This is a genomic window from Bacillus sp. BS3(2021) (assembly GCF_021043345.1).
Taxonomy (GTDB): Bacteria; Bacillota; Bacilli; order Bacillales; family Bacillaceae; genus Bacillus; species Bacillus paralicheniformis.
The window spans coordinates 149,648-169,948 of sequence record NZ_JAJNDM010000007.1; the positions used below are offsets into that span (position 1 = coordinate 149,648).

Genomic DNA, 20,301 nt, shown 5'->3' on the forward strand with positions numbered 1-20,301 from the left:
GTCACTCCCTCAATGTTTGAAATGGCGGATTCCGGTGAACACCATCGCGATCCCGTATTCATCCGCTTTTTGAATCGAATCTTCATCACGAACCGATCCGCCCGGCTGAATGATCGCCGTCACACCGGCTTTAGCCGCTTCTTCGACCGTATCAGGCATCGGGAAGAACGCATCTGATCCGAGCGCGCTTCCTTTCGCTTTCCCGCCGGCTTGCTCAATTGCGATTTTCGCGGAGCCGACTCGGTTCATTTGTCCAGCGCCGACGCCGATCGTCATATCGTCTTTTGCCAGGACAATCGCATTCGATTTGACATGCTTCACAACTTTCCAAGCGAGCTTCAAGTCAGCCCATTCCTGTTCGGTCGGCTCTCTTTTCGTCGGAATTGTGATGTCGGCGTCGTCAAAACCGTGCATATCCAGATCCTGAATCAAAAGCCCGCCTTGAACAGATGTCAGCTGCTTTTCGTTTTTCACAGGCTGATTGACATCAAGGGTCAAGAGGCGAAGGTTTTTCTTGGATGTTAAAATATCAAGCGCTTCTTGGCTGAATGCTGGCGCGATGATGATTTCCAAAAAGATTTTGTGAAGCGTTTCAGCCGTCGCTTTATCCACTTCCCGGTTCAAAGCGATGATGCCGCCGAAAATTGACGTTTCGTCAGCGGCGTATGCTTTGTTAAACGCCTCTTCGATCGTGTTGCCCGTCCCGACGCCGCAAGGGTTCATATGCTTGACGGCAACCGCAGCCGGCTCCGTGAACTCGCGGACGATTTGAAGTGCTGCATCCGCGTCTTTGATATTGTTGTAAGAGAGCTCTTTTCCGTGCAGCTGTTCAGCTGAAGCGATTGACCCTTTGACAGGGAGCGCACTTTGATAAAAGACTGCTTCCTGATGCGGATTTTCGCCGTAGCGGAGCGATTGCTTTTTCTCAAAAGTGACGGTGAACTGTTCAGGCTCTTTTTCGCCGGTTACCTTTGTTAAATAGTCAGCGATCAACGCGTCATACGCTGCCGTGTGGCGGAACACCTTCGCTGCCAACTCGCGTTTTTTCTCAAGAGAGACGCTGCCGTTTTCTTTCAAGTCGTTCAGTACAGGGCTGTAGTCGCGGGGATCGACGATGACCGCCACGTCCTGGTGGTTTTTCGCTGCTGCGCGAAGCATGCCTGGACCGCCGATGTCGATATTCTCAATCGCTTCTTCGAATGTGACGTCTTCTTTAGAAACCGTTTCTTTAAACGGATATAAATTAACAACGACAAGGTCGATCGGCTGAATTCCCTGTTCATTGAGCTGCGCCATGTGTTTTTCGTTGCCGCGGACGGCAAGAAGCCCGCCGTGAATATTCGGATGAAGGGTTTTCAGACGGCCGTCCATGATTTCGGGAAAGCCCGTCACTTCAGAAATGCCGATGACGTCAACGCCGTTTTCCTGAAGAAGTTTGCTTGTGCCGCCTGTTGAAATCACTTCTACGCCAAGCTCTGTCAATTCTTTTACAAAAGGGACAATGTTCGTTTTATCTGATACGCTGATTAATGCGCGTTTGATCGTCATTCCTTTTCACCTCTGCCATTTAGTTCAAGAAGCTCTTTGATTACTTCGGGATAAAGCTCATGCTCCAATTTGTGTATCTTTTCTTCAAGAGATGCGAGTGTTTCGCTTTTTTCAAGCTCGACGGCGCGCTGGGCGATAATCGGACCGGTGTCCATGCCTTCGTCAACATAGTGAACCGTGATGCCCGCCACTTTCACACCCGCTCTGTACGCCTGTCCGATCGCGTCGATGCCGGGAAACGCCGGCAGGAGCGACGGATGGATGTTGATGATTTTATTCCGGTAAGCCGACAGAAGCGTATCGCCGATCAGTCTCATGTACCCCGCCAGGACAATCCATTCTGCTCCGTGGAGGCGGAGCTGTTCAACGATCACTTGTTCAAAAGCTGCTTTATTTTCGAACGATTTCGGCTGGAATGCGAACGATGGAATTCCGGCTTTTTCCGCTCTTTCAAGCACTTTCGCATCGGGCTTGTCACAGACGACAAGGACGATTTCGGCATCCCAGTTCTCTTCTCTCATTCTTCTTGCGATCGCTTCAAAGTTCGTTCCGCTTCCTGATGCAAATACCGCGAATTTTCTCATGAAAGACCGGCACCGCCAAACTCAACGCCGCTTCCGGCTTTCACTCTGCCGATGAGATAGGCTTTTTCACCGTTGTTTTCGAGCGTTTGAATCACGTTCGTCATATCCTCTTCTTTCACCGCAAGGACAAACCCGATTCCCATATTGAAAACATTGAACATTTCCTCGGACTTCAGGCCGCCTTTCTCCTGAATGAACGGAAAGACAGGAGGGACGGGCCAGGAGCCGATGTCGATTTCAACACCGAGACCATCAGGCATCATGCGCGGCAGGTTTTCAATAAAACCGCCGCCGGTCACGTGCGCCATGCCTGCGATTTTACCTGATTTCACCGCTTCAAGGACAGGCTTGACATAAATTTTCGTCGGCTCTAAAAGCTCTTCGCCAAGAGGCCGTTCAAAAGGTGTATACGTCTCATCAAGGTTCAGACCGGCATCTTCAAGAAGAACTTTACGAACGAGAGAGAAGCCGTTGCTGTGAAGTCCGCTTGAAGAAAGTCCGATTAAAAGGTGCCCTTCGCTGATGTTTTCGCCCGTGACGATGCCATCTTTTTCAGCAGCTCCGACCGAGAACCCGGCAATATCGTATTCATCCTCTGTATAAAGACCCGGCATTTCCGCCGTTTCTCCGCCGACTAGCGCTGATCCTGACTGTACACAGCCTTCTGCGACACCTTTTACAATTTCTTCAATTTTAACGGGGTCGGCTTTTCCGACCGCAAGGTAATCGAGGAAGAACAGCGGCTCCGCTCCTTGAGCGAGCACATCGTTGACACACATAGCGACGGCATCGATGCCGATCGTGTCATGCTTGTCCATCGCAAAAGCGAGCTTCAGCTTTGTGCCGACACCGTCCGTTCCCGAAATCAGAACCGGCTTTTTGTACGGCAGTTCTGACAGGTCAAACATGCCGCCAAATCCGCCAAGACCGCCCATTGCGCCGATTCGCTTCGTTCTTTCCACATGTTTTTTCATTCGTTTTACGGCTTCATATCCGGCTTCAATATCAACCCCGGCGTTTTTATAGCTTTCAGACAACACAATCCACTCCTTATTCCGCGCTTGTCCATTCGTAATATTCAAAATCAAAAGAGCAGCCGCATCGCTTCTGCTGCCCTTTATTCATTTCAGGAGGCGCGGCGCTTCAAGAGCGCCGGCCGGTTTATTTTGTCAAAACGGCTTCTTTCACGTGAGGAAGAACCGTATCCTGATAAATCTCGGTCGGGTATTTTCCTGTAAAGCAGGCCATGCACTGCCCGCAGTTTTCGTCTTCATACTGTCTTCCGATCCCGGAAAGGAGTCCTTCAATGCTCAAGAATGACAATGTATCGGCGCCGATTTCCTGACGGATTTCTTCCACTGAATGGGAGGACGCGATCAGTTCTTCATGCGTTGATGTGTCAATTCCGTAAAAGCACGGATGGGCAATAGGCGGGGAACTGATTCTGACGTGCACTTCCGTCGCTCCGGCTTCGCGCAGCATCGTCACAATCCTGCGGCTCGTCGTGCCTCTCACGATGGAATCGTCCACCATGACGACGCGCTTGCCTTCAACGACCCCGCGGACGGCTGACAGCTTCATTCTCACGCCCTGCTCCCTGAGCGACTGTGACGGCTGAATGAACGTTCTGCCGACATAGCGGTTTTTAATCAGTCCGAGTTCGTAAGGAATTCCCGTCGCTTCGGCATAGCCGATGGCCGCTGAAATGCTTGAATCCGGAACCCCTGTCACCACATCTGCTTCAATGCCTGATTCTTCAGCAAGCTTTTTGCCGAGATTCTTTCTCGCGCTGTGGACATTAATGCCGTTAATATTACTGTCAGGCCTTGAGAAATAAATGTACTCCATGCTGCAGATCGAACGGTTGATGTTGATGGAGAACCGCTCAGACTTCATGCCTTCATCATTGATGATCAGCATCTCACCCGGTTCTACATCTCGCAAATATGTCGCGCCGACCACATCAAACGCGCACGTTTCAGAAGCGACGACGTACGCGTCGCCGAGCATTGCGACAGACAGCGGTCTAAGTCCGTTCGGGTCAAGCGCCACGATCATTTCCTTTTCCGTCATGATCAGGAAAGCATAAGCGCCTTTCAGCATGGAAAGAGCGTTTTTGATCTGATCTTTCAACTCGAAGTGGCCGCTTCTTTTAATTAAATGGGCGAGCACTTCCGTATCAGAAGACGTTTGAAAAATGCTGCCCTGGTTTTCAAGCTGCTGTTTCAGCTGAGTGGCATTCACTAAGTTTCCATTGTGCGCAAGCGCAAGGCTGCCGTTGTTTTGCGAATGGAAAAGGAACGGCTGGACGTTTTCGAAGCCGCCGCCGCCCGCCGTTGCATAGCGGACATGGCCGATCGCTCCTTTTCCTGTCACCTTTTTGAGCTCGCCGTTTTGAAAAACTTCAGTAATCAGCCCCTGGCCTTTGTGGGCGGACATTTTTTCGCCGTCTGTCGCGACGATGCCGGCGCCCTCCTGGCCTCTGTGCTGAAGGCTGTGAAGGCCGTAGTACGTAATTTGAGGTGCTTCTTCATGCCCCCAAATCCCAAATACGCCGCATTCTTCATTTAAGCCTTTGATTTCAGCAAGCATGGGATAGCTCCTTTCCATGCGCTTTCGAGCTCTTCTGTCTGCGCATGAATCCATTGTTGTCCTTCCTGGCTTTGAACAGACAGCGCGCTGTCTGACGTTACTTCGCCGATGAGCTCGGCGTCTTTGACAAGCTTTTCGAACGCTTCTTGATGCTCTTTTTTCACAGAGACGATAAACCGTGATTGTGTTTCACTGAATAACAATGCAGATTCGCCTGCAAGCGTTACATTGGCGCCGAGTCCTTGAGAAGATATGACGCTTTCCGCCAGCGCCACTCCGATGCCGCCTTCTGAGACGTCATGCGCGGACTGCACGAGCCCTGTGCGGATCGCTTTCAGAAGCGCTTTTTGACGCGCTTGTTCGACTTCCAAGTCGATGGCAGGCGCTTTGCCGTAAATCTTTCCTTCGGACAGTTTTTGCAGCTCGCTTCCGGCGAACTCAGGGAATGTTTCGCCGATGACATAAATCAAATCGCCCGCTGCTTTGAAGTGCTGGGTCGTAATATGGTCTGTATCTTCGATCAGTCCGACCATTCCGATGACAGGCGTCGGGTAGATCGCGCTTCCGTTTGATTCGTTGTAAAGAGAGACGTTTCCGCCGATGACCGGTGTGCTGAGCACGTTGCACGCCTCGCTGATCCCGTCTGCCGCTTTTTCGATCTGCCAGAAAATCTCCGGCTTTTCCGGATTCCCAAAGTTGAGGTTATCCGTAACGGCAAGCGGTTCTGCTCCAGAGCAGACGATATTGCGGGCCGCTTCAGCGACAGCGATTTTCCCGCCTTTTTCCGGATCAAGGTACAAGTAACGGGCATTGCAGTCCGTTGTCATGGCAAGCGCCTTTTTCGTGCCGCGAATCCGCAGGACGGCTGCATCAGAGCCCGGTGCGACAACTGTGTTCGTCCTGACCATGTAGTCATATTGGTCATAAACCCATTCTTTGCTCGCAATAGTCGGCTGCTTTAACAGCTCGAGAAGCGTTTCTTTCGCATCTTCGACTTTTGGTGCAGGAACGTCTGTTTCAAGGAACTCTTTATAATAAGCCGGAACTTTTGACGGCTTATGGTAAACCGGCGCTTCCTCTGCAAGCGCATCAACCGGAAGATCGGCAACCATTTCCCCGTTGTGGAAAAGGCGCAGCATCTTGTCGTCTGTCACGTGACCGACAGCCACAGCTTCAAGATCATACTTGTCAAAAATATCGATGATCTCTTGTTCGCGGCCGCGTTCGATGACTAAAAGCATGCGCTCCTGAGATTCGGAAAGCATCATTTCGTACGGCGTCATCCCTGTTTCGCGCTGCGGGATCAAGTCAAGGTTCATCTCGATGCCCGATCCGGCTTTGGATGCCATTTCCGCGCTTGAACTTGTCAGTCCTGCCGCACCCATGTCCTGAATACCGACCAAGGCGTCTGATTTGATGACTTCCAGACACGCTTCAAGAAGCAGCTTTTCCATGAATGGATCGCCGACTTGCACAGCCGAGCGTTTTTCTTCTGATTGGTCAGACATTTCCTCTGAGGCGAACGTGGCGCCGTGGATGCCGTCGCGCCCCGTTTTCGCACCGACGTACATGACCGTATTGCCGACGCCTTTCGCCTGCCCTTTTTTAATATCTTCATGGTTGATCAAACCGACACACATCGCGTTGACAAGCGGATTGCCTTCATAGCAGCTGTCAAACTGAACTTCACCGCCTACGGTCGGAATGCCGATGCAGTTTCCGTATCCGGCAATGCCCGCGACTACTTCTTCAAACAAGTACTTCACACGCGGTGAAGTGAGTTCACCAAACCGGAGAGAGTTCAAAACAGCGATCGGACGCGCGCCCATTGAAAAGACGTCGCGGATGATGCCGCCCACACCTGTTGCAGCTCCCTGATAAGGCTCAATCGCTGACGGATGGTTATGCGATTCGATTTTAAAGACAACCGCCTGATTGTCGCCGATATCGACGATTCCTGCGCCTTCCCCCGGCCCTTGCAGGACGCGTTCGCCTTTTGTCGGGAACTTTTTCAGGATCGGCTTGGAATTTTTGTAGCTGCAGTGCTCTGACCACATGACCGAAAAAATCCCGATTTCCGTATAGTTTGGAAGCCTTCCGAGAATCGATTCAATCATGGCAAACTCGTCATCGCTGACACCCATTTGCTGATAGAGCTTCTCTTCCTTAATTTGTTCTTGACTTGGTTCAAGCAGTAGCGACATGAGTTTCCCTCCAATTTTTCACGATAGATTGAAACAGTTTAAGACCGTCGGCGCTTCCGAGCAGAGAATCGACTGCGCGTTCAGGGTGAGGCATCATGCCTAATACATTGCCTTTTTCATTGACGACGCCTGCAATGCCGGCGACGCTTCCGTTGATATCCGTTCCGTATGTGAAAGCGATTTGGTTGTTTTCTTGTAATCCGGCAAGCGTTTCTTCATCACAGTAGAAGTTTCCTTCGCCGTGCGCGACCGGAATCGTGATGGATTCGCCTTTGCCGTAGGAAGATGTAAAAAGCGTTTCATTGTTTTGGACAACCAGTTCAACCGGACGGCAAATAAATTTCAAATCTTTGTTGCGTCTCATCGCGCCCGGCAAAAGACCGAGCTCCTGCAAAATTTGAAAGCCGTTGCAGACGCCGAGCACCGGCTTCCCTTCTTCAGCCGCTTTTTTGACGGCCGGCATAATGTTTGCGAAGCGGGCGATCGCGCCGCATCTTAAATAATCCCCGTATGAGAATCCCCCCGGAATGAGGACACCGTCATATTCATCAAGACTTGTTTCTGTATGCCAGACGTATTCAGCTTCTTCGCCAAGCTCATCCTTGATCGCGTGGAACATATCGATATCGCAGTTTGAGCCCGGCAGCACAATCACCGCAAATTTCACTGTGCGACAACCTCCTCGACTTCGTATCTGTAATCTTCAATCACCGTGTTGGCCAAAAGTTTTTCGCACATTTCTTTGACGAGAACGTCAAGGTCGCGGTCCGATTTTTCAATTGTGAGCTCCATGTATTTGCCGATGCGGACGTCCTGAACTTCTTTGTAGGACATGCTGTGCAAAGCATGCTGAACGGCGCTCCCCTGAGGATCTAAAACACTCTCTTTTAAGCTGACATACACTTTCACTTTGTACATATTACATGCCTCCAAGTCTTTTGAATATTTCTTCGTATGCATCCGTCAATCCGCCCAGGTTTCTTCTGAACACATCTTTATCAAGCTTTTCATTCGTTTCTTTATCCCACAGCCGGCACGTATCCGGGGAAATCTCATCGGCCAGCAGGACCTCGCCGTCTTTATCGCGCCCGAACTCAAGCTTGAAATCTATCAATCTGACACCGCAAGCCGCGAAAATCGTCTGCAGCTCTTCGTTTACCTGTCTCGTAATCGATTTGATTTTCTCCACCTGTTCAGGCTCAGCCGCGTTTAAAATCCGGATATGGTCTTCTGTGATCAGCGGATCGCCGAGCGCGTCATCCTTGTAGTAAAACTCGATAATCGGCTGCTCCAGCTCCGTGCCTTCCGGAATGCCGAGCCGTTTGGACATGCTTCCCGCAACGACATTGCGGACAACGACTTCAAGCGGGATGATCGTCACTTTTTTAATGAGCTGCTCCGTTTCTGAAATTCGTTCAACAAAGTGGTTGTTGATTCCCTTCTCGTGAAGCCTTGTGAAAATCAGGCTGGAAATTTCGTTATTTAAACGGCCTTTTCCATCAATCTCGGCTTTTTTTTCTCCGTTAAAAGCCGTCGCCGAGTCTTTGTATTCGACAAACAACGTGTTGTCATCATCCGTCAGGTATATCCTTTTCGCTTTTCCTTCATATAAAAGTTCATTTTTCGCAATATTCACAGAAGGCCTCCTAACCCGAATGTTGGAAATATTTCATCTTTTAGACCCCCGCCTGTTAAAGCGGGCGGTCTATTCTACGCTAAGCCTAAACGTTCAAAAATGTAGTCGACGTTTTTCAAGTGGTAATTGTAATCAAAGCAGTCGTTAATTTGTTCCGGAGACAGTCGGGACGTAATTTTTTCCTCAGCCTCGACAAGCTGGCGGAACGGCACTTGTTTCTCCCATGCTTCCATCGCTTTCGGCTGAACAGTGTCATACGCTTCTTCACGCGCCATGCCTGTATCAATGAGAGCGAGAAGAACGCGCTGAGAGTAGATCAATCCGAGTGTACGGTCCATGTTGCGCTTCATGTTTTCAGGGAACACGGTCAAGTTTTTCACAATGTTGCCAAAGCGGTTCAGCATGTAGTTCAGCGCGATCGTCGCATCAGGCAGAATGATGCGCTCTGCTGATGAATGCGAAATGTCGCGTTCATGCCAAAGCGGTACATTTTCATAGGCGGTCAGCATGTAGCCGCGGATGACGCGCGCCATTCCCGTCATGTTTTCCGAACCGATCGGATTGCGTTTATGCGGCATGGCAGAAGAACCTTTTTGGCCTTTTGCGAAAAATTCTTCGACTTCGCGGGTTTCGCTTTTTTGGAGGCCGCGGATCTCAACGGCGAATTTCTCGATGCTTGTCGCAACTAGCGCCAGTGCAGCCATATAATCGGCGTGGCGGTCGCGCTGCAGCGTCTGTGTTGAAATCGGCGCCGGTTTTAAGCCGAGCTTCTCACATACGTACTGCTCGACGAATGGATCGATGTTCGCGTACGTTCCGACTGCGCCTGAAATTTTACCGACTTCGATGCCTTCTTTCGCCTGCTTGAAGCGTTCCAGGTTGCGCTTCATTTCTTCATACCAAAGGGCGAGCTTCAAGCCAAATGTCGTCGGTTCTGCATGCACGCCGTGTGTGCGTCCCATCATGACCGTATATTTATGTTCCTTTGCTTTTTCTTTCAAGATGTCAACAAATCTCTCAATGTCCTTGAGCAAAATATCGTTCGCCTGTTTTAATAGATAGGAAAGAGCGGTATCGACCACATCTGTTGATGTCAGTCCGTAGTGCACCCATTTTTTCTCTTCGCCAAGCGTTTCCGATACGGCGCGGGTAAATGCGACGACATCGTGGCGCGTGTCCTGCTCGATTTCAAAGATGCGGTTGATGTCAAACGACGCTTTTTCCCGTAAAACCTTCACATCTTCTTTCGGAATGACGCCGAGATCAGCCCAAGCTTCACAAGCCAGTATTTCAACCTCCAGCCATGCTTGGAATCTGTTTTCATCCGTCCAAATCGCAGCCATTTCCTGTCTTGAATAACGTTCGATCATTGTTTTCGTCCTCCATCTCTTTCAATCCACTTTTCTGTCATCTTCCCGATCCATTCATTGTCGGGTGTTCTTAAAAATGTGATATGCCCCATTTTGCGGCCCGGTTTGACTTCATGCTTTCCGTATATATAAAGCTTCGCTTCTTTTAATAGTTCGGGATCTTCTTCAGCCATGTACACTTCATCTCCGAGAAGGTTTACCATCATTCCTTCCTTCAGAAGGTCCGTTTTGCCGAGCGGCAGTCCGCAGACAGCACGGATATGCTGTTCAAACTGGCTCGTTTCGCAAAGATCAAGGGTGTAATGGCCGGAATTATGCGGCCGCGGCGCTAGCTCATTGACGAGAAGTTCGCCGTCTTCTTTCAGGAAAAGCTCAACGGCCAGTGTTCCGACAAGCTGAAGCTTTTCGGCAAGCCTGAGGGCAAGTGCTGCCGCTTGTTCCTGAACCGCTTTATCGGCCCGTGCCGGGACGATGCTCTGGAATAAAATATTTTGTTTATGGATGTTCTCTGCCGCCGGAAAAACGGTTGTCTCTCCGTGAACCGATCTCGTCACGATCACGGACAATTCCATTTTGAAAGGAACCCAGCTTTCCAAAATGCATGTGCCGTGCTGTAAAAGTGCTGCGGCTTCCCCGATTTGTGCTTGTTGTTTCAGGACGTACTGCCCTTTTCCGTCATACCCGCCGCGGCAAGTTTTCAGCACCGCCGGAAGACCGAGCTCCGCTACGGACGCTTCCAGTTCCGTCCGGTCGTGAATGATTCGGTACGGGGCGACTTTGCAGCCCGCTGATTCAATCGCTTTTTTCTCGGTTTCCCTGTTTTGCGTAAGGAGCAACAGCTCGCTCCCTTGCGGAAGGTAAGCGTGCTCTTTCAGCCAGTTCAGCGCATCATAATCGATGTTTTCGAATTCATAAGTAATCACATCGCTCGCTTCGGCAAGCTTCCGTATCGCTTCGCGATCATTATAAGCAGCCGTAATTTCAAGGTCTGCGACCTGTCCGCACGGTGATGAAGGGACAGGGTCAACAACAGCGATTTTATAGCCCATTTGTTTGGCCGCGACCGCCATCATTTTGCCAAGCTGTCCGCCTCCGATAATGCCGATTGTCGCTCCCGGAAAAATCGTTTGTTTATACAAGCTGATCACTGCTTTCCAACACGGTTTTTCTGATGCTTTCCCTTCGTTCATCCAATCTTCCGGCAAGCTTTTCGTCAAAAGCTGACAAAATCTGCGCCGCAAGCAGTCCGGCGTTGACCGCTCCCGCTTTGCCGATGGCAACGGTCGCAACGGGTACACCGCCCGGCATTTGAACGATTGAAAGCAACGAATCGAGACCGTTCAGCGCTTTTGACTGAACCGGCACACCGATGACGGGCAGCGTCGTTTTGGCTGCGACCATTCCCGGCAGGTGAGCGGCTCCGCCCGCTCCGGCAATGATGACTTTCAAGCCTCTTTCCCGCGCCGTTTCGGCATATTCGAACATTAAATCAGGCGTCCGATGTGCGGAGACGACCTTTTTTTCGTACGGAATTCCCAGTTCATCGAGGATGCCGCAGGCATGTTTCATCGTTTCCCAGTCAGATGTGCTTCCCATGATAACACCAAGAAGAGGCTGCATATCTTTTTGTCCCACCTTTAGCTGTTATTCTTCGCATATAAAAAGCCCGGCATGTATTGCATTTGTAGGAAGCAACACAAACCGGGCATGGCGCGTGTATCGTCAGTTAGTCCGCTTCTCGCGATCTCCATGTCAGTTTATTGTCCACTTTCCTGCATAGTCCGATGATTTACGGTCATCGGGTAGAGACTTATGGGCCATATTCCCAAGATTATATGAGGATGTGTTTTCATGTCATGTTTATCTTAACAACGGACTGTGATAATGTCAACGACATTATCGAACGATAGTATATTTTGTTGTTCTAATGTTCGGGTTTAGAGTAATTTACCTTCGAATATAATTTTTCTTCCGCACGGAACAACCTGAATCGTTCCATTTTCCTTTGTTTCTTTGAAGACCGGCTCCTCCATTCGACGCACCGGTGTATAGCCTTCTTCCTGCATCTTCGTCAACACGGATTCGATCGTTTCGCCTTCCGTTACTTCAAAGCGCTTTTTTTTCGGCTTTGTCATTATTCTTTAATTCTCCTTTTCTTTACGGCTTTCACCCAGAATCCGCCGTGTATCGTCTTCGGTTCATAGGAAATGATAAATGCTTTTGAATCGATTGATTTAATCGTTTCGTACAGCTGCAGTTCGTATTTTCTCGGCGTCAAAATCTGCATCGCCGTTCTGTCTCCCTCAAGTCCGCCGACGACCCAGTGGGTGACGCCGTAGCCTTTTTCCCTGAGCTGTTTCGGCAAATCCAAATCAAGCTCTTTCGTAATGGCGTTAACGGTAATATAGCCCAAAGCGAGCTTTTCTTCAATTTTCGTGCCGACGATGATTCCGATTCCAAATCCGACCGCGTAAGCAATCACGTTTTGGATTTGATTTAAATTATCTAGAACGAGCCCCAGCCCGACGACGTAGACAAGCATTTCGATTGTCCCGATAAAAGCGGCGAGATACCGCTGGCCTTTAAGAGTCAGTATCATTCGAAGGGTTAAAAACGTTACGTATATAATATTGATAACCAGAATAATTCCAACCATGATCACACCATTCAATAGTGCTGAGTGAAGCAATTGAAATCCCTCCTTTAGATGCAAAGCAATCATATTCTACTAGAGAAATTCTCCATACACAATCCTGTAATGGCCCTGCTTCACCACAAAATTTTTCGACATTGCTCACTCCCATCAGTTTACCCTTTTTCTGCCGGTTTCAAAGCATTGAAACACAATTAAAAAAGACGTTCAAATGAACGTCTTTCAGAGCTGGTGCTTATGATCCCGCTGACGATCTCCAACGGATTCGCTCAGTTTGCGGTGCTCCTTTTCCAAATCGCTCAGCGTGTATGACGAGAGGTCTTTCAAATTGTCCAGCCGCCCTGATTTTGCAAGCTGCCTGATTAAATACTCCTTTTTTTGTTTTACAGCTTTTCGAAGAAAGTTAGCCATCGATCACTCCCCCATCTTATTGGTTAAAATATATATTATTCTTATGAGTCAACTCAGAATTAATGCGGAGAAAAAACCGGTTCTTCAAGAAGAACCGGCAATATCTCCTTAAACAGGAATAAGCGACGACAACAAGTATCCGCCTACCAGCTTCCATGTTGCCGCAACGAATACCAATTCAAGCAAAAAGACGGTAAACACACAGTACATCAGGTCAAACCGCGCTTTTTCGCTTTTTTCATAAATCGATTGAATCAGCGTAAAAGTCCCGAATGTCAATCCCATAAAGATGACGATCGAGAGAATCACCGTCGCGGCCGTGAAGTTGATAATCGCGAATATCATCCACAAAGCGGCGGGGACGATAAACGGAACCAATAGAGAACCGTACTTTGCCGTGATATCGAAAAATGAAACTTTATACCTGAGCATAAAATTCGATACAACCCAGCTCGATGCTGCCATCCAAAACATGAAAGCCATGCAATAGATAAACACAACCAAAAACACTTCCAGGAACGGCACTGACACGCCGAACCCGAGAATTCTCCCCCTGCCCGCAAGCAGCTGATAAAAGTTGCCGAGCGAAAAGAAAACAGCTAAAAGCGTCATTGAAATAACGGAATACTTAAAATAAGACCGGTCAAAATCAAGTGCGCTGCGCACCGGGGATTTTAAAATATCGAGCACAAAGCTGAAATAGCGGAACAAAGCGGCAATCACGCTCTCCATCACCGATTTGACTTTCGCCGCAGACGGATTCGTCTCCTTGCTTTTCTTCGCTTTTTTCCGGGAATTCCTCGACATCCTCGAAGCAGGTTCTTCTATATCATCTTCATTTCGTTTGTGATGTTCTTCAATCATATAAGCAACTCCTATTCTATTCAAAAGCTTTACATAAATGAAAAGCACTTTTATAAATTACATAAGCTGTGTGAAACAGTCAAGACAAACCTCTTTTTATCATAGATGCGGCAGCCCTTATATATGACGAAAAACGAAGGCGGAAGGTTCCGTTTTTAATGATTTGAAAATAAAAAAGGCTTGTCCAAATGAACAAGCCTTTTTCGCACAGCACACCTTATTTCAAGAAAATGAAATAAAGAATGAATACAACAGCCAATCCGTACATAATCGGATGGATCTCTTTTGCTTTGCCTTTAAAGATCATCGTGATCGGGTAGAAAATAAATCCGATCGCGATTCCGGTGGCGATGCTGTATGTCAGCGGCATCGCGATCATCGTGAAGAATGCTGGCACCGCAATCTCAAACTTCGTCCAGTCGATTTTGTTGAGATTCGCCACCATCAGCACGCCGACGATGATTAAAGCAGGCGCCGTCACTTGCGAAGTGATAACGCTGAGGACAGGCGAGAAGAACAGCGACAGCAAGAACAAAGCGCCTGTTACGATCGCCGCAAAACCGCTTCTCGCTCCGGCCGCTACCCCGGCACTTGACTCAACATAAGCGGTCGTAGTCGATGTACCAAGGATCGCTCCGGCAACAGTTGCGGAAGAATCGGCAAGCAAAGCCCTGCCAGCGCGCGGCAGTTTGTTATCCTTCATCAAACCGGCTTGTGATGCAACCCCCACCAATGTACCGGCCGTATCAAAAAAGTCGACGAATAAAAACGTTAAAATAACGACAAGCATCTGCACCGAAAAGATATCGTGAAGGTGGATAAAGGCTTGTCCAAATGTCGGTGCAAGGCTGGGAACAGCACCGACAATTTTGTCAGGAACATCAATCTGACCGAAGATCATGCCGACAATCGCCGTGAGCAGCATACCGAAAAAAATGCCGCCGTTCACGCGCAATACCATTAAAATGACAGTAATGATCAGTCCGAAAACAGTCAAAAGAACGGGACCTGAATGAATATTTCCAAACGACACAATGGTATCCGGGTTGGATACGACAATTTTGGAGCCCTGCAAACCGACGAAAGCGATAAACAGACCAATTCCCGCACCGACAGCCATTTTCAGCTCATAAGGAATCGAATTGATAATTTTTTCCCTCAAACCGGACAGCGAAAGAGCGATAAAAATTAGTCCGGAAACCATAACGCCGGAAAGGGCCGTCTGCCATGGAATCTGCATGTTCAGAATAACAGAGAATGCAAAGAATGCGTTAAGCCCCATTCCTGGCGCAAGGGCGATCGGATACTTCGCAAGCAGCCCCATGATAAAACAGCCAACAGCTGCTGAAACCGCTGTTGCCGTAAAGACCGCGCTTTGATCCATTCTCAATGCATCCGGGAAATTTTCCACCGACGCCAGAGAAAGGGTAAGCGGGTTGACGATCAAAATATATGCCATGGACAAAAATGTGGTGAGTCCGCCGATCATTTCTCTCCGGTAGTTTGTACCCAATTCTTCAAACTGAAAGTAACGCTTCAAAATGGTATACTCCTCTCGTTTGTCTGTCGCTTTTATTGTTTCAAAAACCTTTGCTTTTAAACAAAAAACGCCCCAATTGGCGGGACGCTTGACTACGGCATATTTCATACTGAAAAAATGTTTTTTCACGGACAAAATATTGTATACAAGCGTAGTCAAGCTATTTACGGTAGCTTGGTAGAAACTTATGGGCCATATCCCCATGATTATACGACAAGTCTTTTTTGAATTACTATACTATTGTAGCAATATCTAACGCTGAACACAATACAAAAAACGAACATTAATGATTTTAATGTTCGCTTCGTTCGTTGTTTTTTCCAGATTCTGACCGTGGTCTGCAGCGGGTTAATTCCCTGTCTTTTTCAATTCAATCAAGTGCACCTTGTGATCATTGAAATAAAATTCAAGCACCACGTCTCTTTTTTTATCCTGATATTGTATTCCAGTTTCATCCCTTCGACAAACCAAAGCTCTTTATATTCTTTTCCATATACTTCGACCACTGTTTGAAGTGTATCGTTGATTTTGATGCCTTTTGCAATAGTCACGGTTTGAGCGGAAGAAATATTGAACAATAGCACAATTTTCTCCTGTTTATCTATTTCTGCTTTTACGCCTGACATATTTTTGGCTTTATATTCCACAACCCCTGTTCCACTTTTTACAAATCGATGGTCATTTTTAACGCTGTCGCCGATTTTTAAGCCTGCAATACTCTCGTTTTCCAGACTGACGGATGTAAAGTTCACCGTTGCAGCAAAATAAAAAATGAACGCAAGTACGGCGAACAGACAGAGGACGCCTGATAAGGCCATTCGGGAAATTATTTTTTTCTTGAGCAGAAACAGAGCTGTTGCGGTGATGAAAGCAATGAATATAACTGATTCCTCTCCCAATAAAAAACGCCCCAGCCTCATAAAGGCTGGGGCATTTGTCTTATTCCCACTCGATTGTTGCAGGCGGCTTGCTCGTAATGTCGTAAACCACACGGTTAATGTGCTTCACTTCATTGACGATCCGTGTCGAGATTGTCTCAAGGACATCCCAAGGAATTCTCGCCCAGTCGGATGTCATGCCGTCAATCGATGTCACGGCGCGAATGCCGATCGTATAGTCATAAGTTCTTGCGTCTCCCATGACGCCGACGCTGCGGATATCAGGAAGAACAGTGAAGTATTGCCAAATATCTTTTTCAAGATCAGCTTTGGCGATTTCTTCGCGGAGAATCGCATCTGATTCGCGGACGATTTCAAGCTTTTCATCAGTCACTTCTCCAAGAACGCGGATGCCGAGGCCTGGCCCCGGGAACGGCTGGCGCCACACGATTTCGTCAGGGATGCCGAGCTCGGTACCGAGCGCACGCACTTCGTCTTTGAAGAGCGTATTCAGCGGTTCGATCAGTTCAAACTGCATGTCTTCCGGAAGTCCGCCGACATTGTGATGCGATTTGATCGTCTGAGCTGTCGCTGTTCCGCTCTCGATAATGTCGGTGTAAAGCGTTCCCTGTGCAAGGAAGTCAATACCTTTCAGTTTTTCCGCTTCATCGTCAAACACGTAGATAAACTCATTACCGATGATTTTACGTTTTTGCTCAGGGTCTGAGACGCCTTTAAGCTTGTTCAGGAAGCGGTCTTTCGCATCAACTTTGATCACGTTCATGTTGAAGCCTTCACTGAACGTCTTCATCACGCCTTCCGCTTCGCCTTTTCGAAGGAGCCCGTGGTCTACGAAAATACAAGTGAGCTGGTCGCCGATCGCTTTATGGATCAAGACCGCAACGACAGAGGAGTCAACCCCTCCGCTCAAGGCGCACAGCACTTGCTTATCGCCGACTGTTTCGCGGATTTTCTGCATTTCAATCTCAATAAAGTTTTCCATTGACCATTCGCCGGCACATTCACAAACACCGAAAACGAAGTTTTTCAAAAGGTCGTTTCCGTATTCTGAATGGCGGACTTCCGGATGGAATTGTACGCCGTACCATTTCTTATCCTTCTTGCTCATTGCTGAATTCGGGCAATGATGGCTTGTCGCATCAACGGTAAAGCCTTCTGGAACTTCAACAACTAGATCACCATGACTCATCCAGACGACCTGTTCGTTTGGAAGATCTTTAAACAGATCCGGTTCACCCTCGATATGAATGTTCGCTTTTCCGTATTCGCGCTGGCTCGCCGCTTCTACTTTTCCGCCAAGGTAATGCGTCATCAGCTGCATGCCGTAGCAAATGCCAAGAACAGGGATATCCAGTTCGAAAATCTTTTCGTCGCAGCGGAAAGATCCTTCGTCATAAACGCTGTTCGGACCGCCGGACAAAATAATTCCTTTCGGATTCATTTCTTTAATTTCCTCTGCCGTCAACGTATGAGGATGCAATTCACTGTATACACCAAACTCACGAATGCGGCGGGTAATCAGCTGGTTGTACTGACTTCCAAAATCCAACACAAGAATCATTTCATTTACTAACTTCGTCATGGTGTCACCTCTTTATCAAATTGTCTTTTTGCACAGAAAAAATGGCGGCAGACACACGGCCGTCCTGCCCCCATTCACGGGACAAGGCCCGGCTTGTCCGATAGATAAGCCGCCGAGCCTGCCAGCAAGAATATATAAGGGTTTTTAATATTCACTTATTCTAACAATACGACTGAAAGCGGTCAAGACTATCTCTTTTTAATTAAATTTTCCCATAACTCCGCCGAATCATTCCACAGCTTTGCGGCGTCTTCCTTTCGATACAAAGCCCGTTCATATTGCCGGGTCAAAGCTGTCATTTCACCGTTTTGAAAGCGTTCATCAACCGTCTTCGCAAACTCGCGCAGCGTCTGTCCTTCTTCTTTTTGCATGCCTTGGCGCTTCAGCTGGCGGAGCAGCTCTTCGTAAGCTTTGAAGAAAACCGCGCCATCACGCCGTTTTTTCAGCCTGTTGATGATGATGTGCGGCATCCATTTTGCCCTTGTAAAGTAAAGCACCGCTGTCAACGCCAGCAACAGACCGAGTACGGCCGCACCAGTCAAAAGGGTACGGTCTGCATCCCCGCTGCCGGCATGAGAACCGCCATTGGCATCACGCTTTGTCTGAGGTTCGGGCTTCTCTTTGTTGTCTTGTTCTTTTACATCCTGCGGACGCTGACCTCCGTCGTTTTTCTTATCATCTTCTTTTTTATCAGAAGCCGCGCCAGATTGCCGGCCGCTGGACTCTTCAACGAGCTGCTCCGGATTTAAAAAGCCTTTCGTCGGTTCAAACGTAACCCAGCCTTGTCCTTCAAAGTACACTTCAACCCAGGAATGGGCATTGTTGTTTGTCACCTCGTAAATCGTCCGTTTCCGGTCTGCCGTCGTTCCTGCATATTCACCGGATGTATAGCCTTTCACCCAGCGGGCCGGTATTCCGGCCGACCGTAGCAGCACGATCATAGCTGTGGAAAAATTGTCGCAGTAGCCGATTTTCGTCTCAAATAAGAACTGATCGACATAATCCTGCTCTCCTTTAGGAACAGCCACATCTTCCGTTTCATAAGAAAACTCGGAAGAACCGAGATACTTCTCAATCGCTTTCGCTTTGTCATATATATTATCTTCGTCTTTCGTTAAATCGTGCGCCAATGTTTTCACGCGGTCGGGAAGGGAAGTGGGAAGCTGCAGATACTTCTCATGGCTTCTGCTCCATTTTCCCTCCGACTCAAAGCTGACCTTCCTCAGCTGATCAACATCAAAGACGGGTGATTTATAGGTGGCCGAATAGCTTTCCAGGTTCTGAATGTCCGCGCCTGTCTTGCCGGCCGGTTTTATTTTCTCTGTGTTTAAGTTCATGCGGAGCGGCACAAAGAAATTGTTGAGCTTGATTTCAGTCGTCCCAATCGGATACAGGACGTGATCGTACCGATAAGCCGGATCGATATCGACGATCGCTTTGCGCGTTTCGGTCTTCACGCCTTCGTCGTACCACTGGTAATCCAGCTCACCCTTGTCAAGCTGGATGGACGCGCCCGTTTTTTCGTCTTCAATCCAGCCTTTACCTGTATAGCGGCTTTTCGTTTCCACCCTGAAATAGCTTCGTTCATTTCCCTGCCACGTAAATACCCATGTATCGTCTTTTGAAAATGGCCCGCCCAATGCCTCATCATTCGTTCCATAGCCGACTTTGCTTTTGCCTGAGGAAGCAAAATCGCCTGTCGCAGCCGTCTGCAGAAACGGCACCGGATCAGGCCAGACGGGATCGGCTTTCGGCGAGACCGCGCCGATGCAAACGGCGGCGGCAGTCATCAATAAGAGCGGTGTAAACCATTTGGCAAACCGCGATCTTGAGGATTTTAACGCTTCTGATTCCCTGATCCGTTCCAAATACAGCAGGCCGAGAAGCAAAAAGCCGATCAGCACGATCCGGACGATCGCATATGATGCGTCAAACGGCGTAAATGTATCGATCACCGCGATATAAACAACGGTCATGATAAAAAAGAATAAAATTCTGCGCTGATAGATCACCCAGTAATGCAGCAAGTATACAAGCAGCCAAAGAAGGACGTAAAAGAGCAGCGTCCGAAACAACGGCGACATATCCCGCCACATGCCGGAGAAAATATAGGAGAAATTTTGATTTAAATCCTGAAAAAGCAGGGCAATCCATGAAGGTGAAAACACCGATCCTTCGTAAAAAATCGTGTGCAGCGCAAACAGAACGAAGCCAAGGCTGACCGGAAATCTGATAAACCAAGGGACCTTAAAAAATGTAAGCAAGAATACTAAGGCAATAAACAAAATAAAAAAGACGGTGTGCCCCGTATCAGTAAAATACTGCAAAGGACGCAGCCATTCCCACAGCAGCAAAAAGGTTAGGACATAAAAAAGCAATAAACCGAAACTGTTTCTTTTTCCCCCGGACAACATTTTC

The 20,301-nt window shown here is 48.4% G+C and carries 19 protein-coding genes and 2 riboswitches; all 19 genes read right to left on the bottom strand.

Features of this window, described 5'->3' with window-relative positions:
• Positions 1–9 precede the first annotated feature (9 nt).
• Complete coding sequence (gene purH, locus LQ247_RS16410) at positions 10–1,548, bottom strand: bifunctional phosphoribosylaminoimidazolecarboxamide formyltransferase/IMP cyclohydrolase (protein ID WP_020450442.1); 1,539 nt, start codon at positions 1,546–1,548, stop codon at positions 10–12.
• Positions 1,545–2,132 carry a phosphoribosylglycinamide formyltransferase gene (gene purN, locus LQ247_RS16415; RefSeq protein WP_020450441.1) on the bottom strand — a complete coding sequence of 196 codons (588 nt, stop codon included), beginning with the start codon at positions 2,130–2,132 and terminating at the stop codon, positions 1,545–1,547. Before purN ends, purH begins: the two co-directional genes overlap by 4 nt.
• Positions 2,129–3,169: a phosphoribosylformylglycinamidine cyclo-ligase gene (purM, locus tag LQ247_RS16420; RefSeq protein ID WP_025810316.1), complete on the bottom strand. Its 1,041-nt coding sequence runs from the start codon at positions 3,167–3,169 to the stop codon at positions 2,129–2,131. The genes purN and purM overlap by 4 nt, the downstream gene beginning before the upstream one ends.
• Positions 3,170–3,293: 124 nt before the next feature.
• Positions 3,294–4,724, bottom strand: coding sequence for an amidophosphoribosyltransferase (gene purF, locus LQ247_RS16425; protein WP_023855588.1), 1,431 nt, complete (start codon positions 4,722–4,724; stop codon positions 3,294–3,296).
• Positions 4,700–6,928 carry a phosphoribosylformylglycinamidine synthase subunit PurL gene (purL, locus tag LQ247_RS16430; RefSeq protein WP_023855587.1) on the bottom strand — a complete coding sequence of 743 codons (2,229 nt, stop codon included), beginning with the start codon at positions 6,926–6,928 and terminating at the stop codon, positions 4,700–4,702. The genes purF and purL overlap by 25 nt, the downstream gene beginning before the upstream one ends.
• Positions 6,912–7,595 carry a phosphoribosylformylglycinamidine synthase subunit PurQ gene (gene purQ, locus LQ247_RS16435; RefSeq protein ID WP_020450437.1) on the bottom strand — a complete coding sequence of 228 codons (684 nt, stop codon included), beginning with the start codon at positions 7,593–7,595 and terminating at the stop codon, positions 6,912–6,914. Before purQ ends, purL begins: the two co-directional genes overlap by 17 nt.
• Positions 7,592–7,846: a phosphoribosylformylglycinamidine synthase subunit PurS gene (purS, locus tag LQ247_RS16440; RefSeq protein WP_003179532.1), complete on the bottom strand. Its 255-nt coding sequence runs from the start codon at positions 7,844–7,846 to the stop codon at positions 7,592–7,594. The genes purQ and purS overlap by 4 nt, the downstream gene beginning before the upstream one ends.
• A gap of 1 nt (position 7,847) precedes the next feature.
• Entirely contained in the window at positions 7,848–8,564 is a 717-nt protein-coding gene (gene purC / locus LQ247_RS16445) for a phosphoribosylaminoimidazolesuccinocarboxamide synthase (RefSeq protein WP_231006301.1), read from the bottom strand.
• A gap of 74 nt (positions 8,565–8,638) precedes the next feature.
• On the bottom strand, positions 8,639–9,934 hold the full coding sequence (gene purB, locus LQ247_RS16450) for an adenylosuccinate lyase (protein ID WP_231006302.1): 1,296 nt from the start codon (positions 9,932–9,934) through the stop codon (positions 8,639–8,641).
• Positions 9,931–11,073, bottom strand: a complete 1,143-nt coding sequence (gene purK, locus LQ247_RS16455) for a 5-(carboxyamino)imidazole ribonucleotide synthase (RefSeq protein ID WP_025810313.1) — start codon at positions 11,071–11,073, stop codon at positions 9,931–9,933. Before purK ends, purB begins: the two co-directional genes overlap by 4 nt.
• The gene (gene purE / locus LQ247_RS16460; protein ID WP_020450433.1) at positions 11,066–11,554 is read right to left on the bottom strand and encodes a 5-(carboxyamino)imidazole ribonucleotide mutase; all 489 of its coding nucleotides are present in this window, start codon (positions 11,552–11,554) and stop codon (positions 11,066–11,068) included. The genes purK and purE overlap by 8 nt, the downstream gene beginning before the upstream one ends.
• A 136-nt stretch (positions 11,555–11,690) precedes the next feature.
• Positions 11,691–11,793, bottom strand: a riboswitch (purine riboswitch).
• A 78-nt stretch (positions 11,794–11,871) separates the two neighbouring features.
• Positions 11,872–12,069 carry an NETI motif-containing protein gene (locus LQ247_RS16465; RefSeq protein WP_020450432.1) on the bottom strand — a complete coding sequence of 66 codons (198 nt, stop codon included), beginning with the start codon at positions 12,067–12,069 and terminating at the stop codon, positions 11,872–11,874.
• On the bottom strand, positions 12,069–12,590 hold the full coding sequence (locus LQ247_RS16470; protein WP_369878949.1) for a DUF2179 domain-containing protein: 522 nt from the start codon (positions 12,588–12,590) through the stop codon (positions 12,069–12,071). Before LQ247_RS16470 ends, LQ247_RS16465 begins: the two co-directional genes overlap by 1 nt.
• Before the next feature lie 219 nt (positions 12,591–12,809).
• On the bottom strand, positions 12,810–12,998 hold the full coding sequence (locus tag LQ247_RS16475; protein ID WP_020450431.1) for a hypothetical protein: 189 nt from the start codon (positions 12,996–12,998) through the stop codon (positions 12,810–12,812).
• 108 nt (positions 12,999–13,106) lie between these two features.
• A complete protein-coding gene (locus LQ247_RS16480; RefSeq protein WP_020450430.1) occupies positions 13,107–13,862 on the bottom strand; it encodes a hypothetical protein in 756 nt (251 codons plus the stop codon).
• A 217-nt stretch (positions 13,863–14,079) separates the two neighbouring features.
• A complete protein-coding gene (locus LQ247_RS16485) occupies positions 14,080–15,402 on the bottom strand; it encodes an NCS2 family permease (protein ID WP_020450429.1) in 1,323 nt (440 codons plus the stop codon).
• Between the two features lie 132 nt (positions 15,403–15,534).
• A riboswitch (purine riboswitch) is annotated at positions 15,535–15,636 on the bottom strand.
• Positions 15,637–15,776: 140 nt separating this feature from the next.
• Positions 15,777–16,301 carry a hypothetical protein gene (locus LQ247_RS16490; RefSeq protein WP_231006303.1) on the bottom strand — a complete coding sequence of 175 codons (525 nt, stop codon included), beginning with the start codon at positions 16,299–16,301 and terminating at the stop codon, positions 15,777–15,779.
• A gap of 40 nt (positions 16,302–16,341) precedes the next feature.
• Positions 16,342–17,883 carry a glutamine-hydrolyzing GMP synthase gene (guaA, locus tag LQ247_RS16495; protein WP_020450427.1) on the bottom strand — a complete coding sequence of 514 codons (1,542 nt, stop codon included), beginning with the start codon at positions 17,881–17,883 and terminating at the stop codon, positions 16,342–16,344.
• Between the two features lie 188 nt (positions 17,884–18,071).
• Complete coding sequence (locus tag LQ247_RS16500; RefSeq protein WP_020450426.1) at positions 18,072–20,297, bottom strand: DUF4129 domain-containing transglutaminase family protein; 2,226 nt, start codon at positions 20,295–20,297, stop codon at positions 18,072–18,074.
• Positions 20,298–20,301 lie beyond the last annotated feature (4 nt).

Coding starts and splice junctions, on each gene's coding strand:
- purE (WP_020450433.1), bottom strand. CDS start 11,554: ATGCAGCCTCTTCTTGGTGTTATCATGGGAAGCACATCTGACTGGGAA.
- purH (WP_020450442.1), bottom strand. CDS start 1,548: ATGACGATCAAACGCGCATTAATCAGCGTATCAGATAAAACGAACATT.
- guaA (WP_020450427.1), bottom strand. CDS start 17,883: ATGACGAAGTTAGTAAATGAAATGATTCTTGTGTTGGATTTTGGAAGT.
- purF (WP_023855588.1), bottom strand. CDS start 4,724: ATGCTTGCTGAAATCAAAGGCTTAAATGAAGAATGCGGCGTATTTGGG.
- purN (WP_020450441.1), bottom strand. CDS start 2,132: ATGAGAAAATTCGCGGTATTTGCATCAGGAAGCGGAACGAACTTTGAA.
- purB (WP_231006302.1), bottom strand. CDS start 9,934: ATGATCGAACGTTATTCAAGACAGGAAATGGCTGCGATTTGGACGGAT.
- LQ247_RS16475 (WP_020450431.1), bottom strand. CDS start 12,998: ATGGCTAACTTTCTTCGAAAAGCTGTAAAACAAAAAAAGGAGTATTTA.
- LQ247_RS16480 (WP_020450430.1), bottom strand. CDS start 13,862: ATGATTGAAGAACATCACAAACGAAATGAAGATGATATAGAAGAACCT.
- purS (WP_003179532.1), bottom strand. CDS start 7,846: ATGTACAAAGTGAAAGTGTATGTCAGCTTAAAAGAGAGTGTTTTAGAT.
- LQ247_RS16470 (WP_369878949.1), bottom strand. CDS start 12,590: ATGGTTGGAATTATTCTGGTTATCAATATTATATACGTAACGTTTTTA.
- purL (WP_023855587.1), bottom strand. CDS start 6,928: ATGTCGCTACTGCTTGAACCAAGTCAAGAACAAATTAAGGAAGAGAAG.
- LQ247_RS16465 (WP_020450432.1), bottom strand. CDS start 12,069: ATGACAAAGCCGAAAAAAAAGCGCTTTGAAGTAACGGAAGGCGAAACG.
- LQ247_RS16500 (WP_020450426.1), bottom strand. CDS start 20,297: ATGTTGTCCGGGGGAAAAAGAAACAGTTTCGGTTTATTGCTTTTTTAT.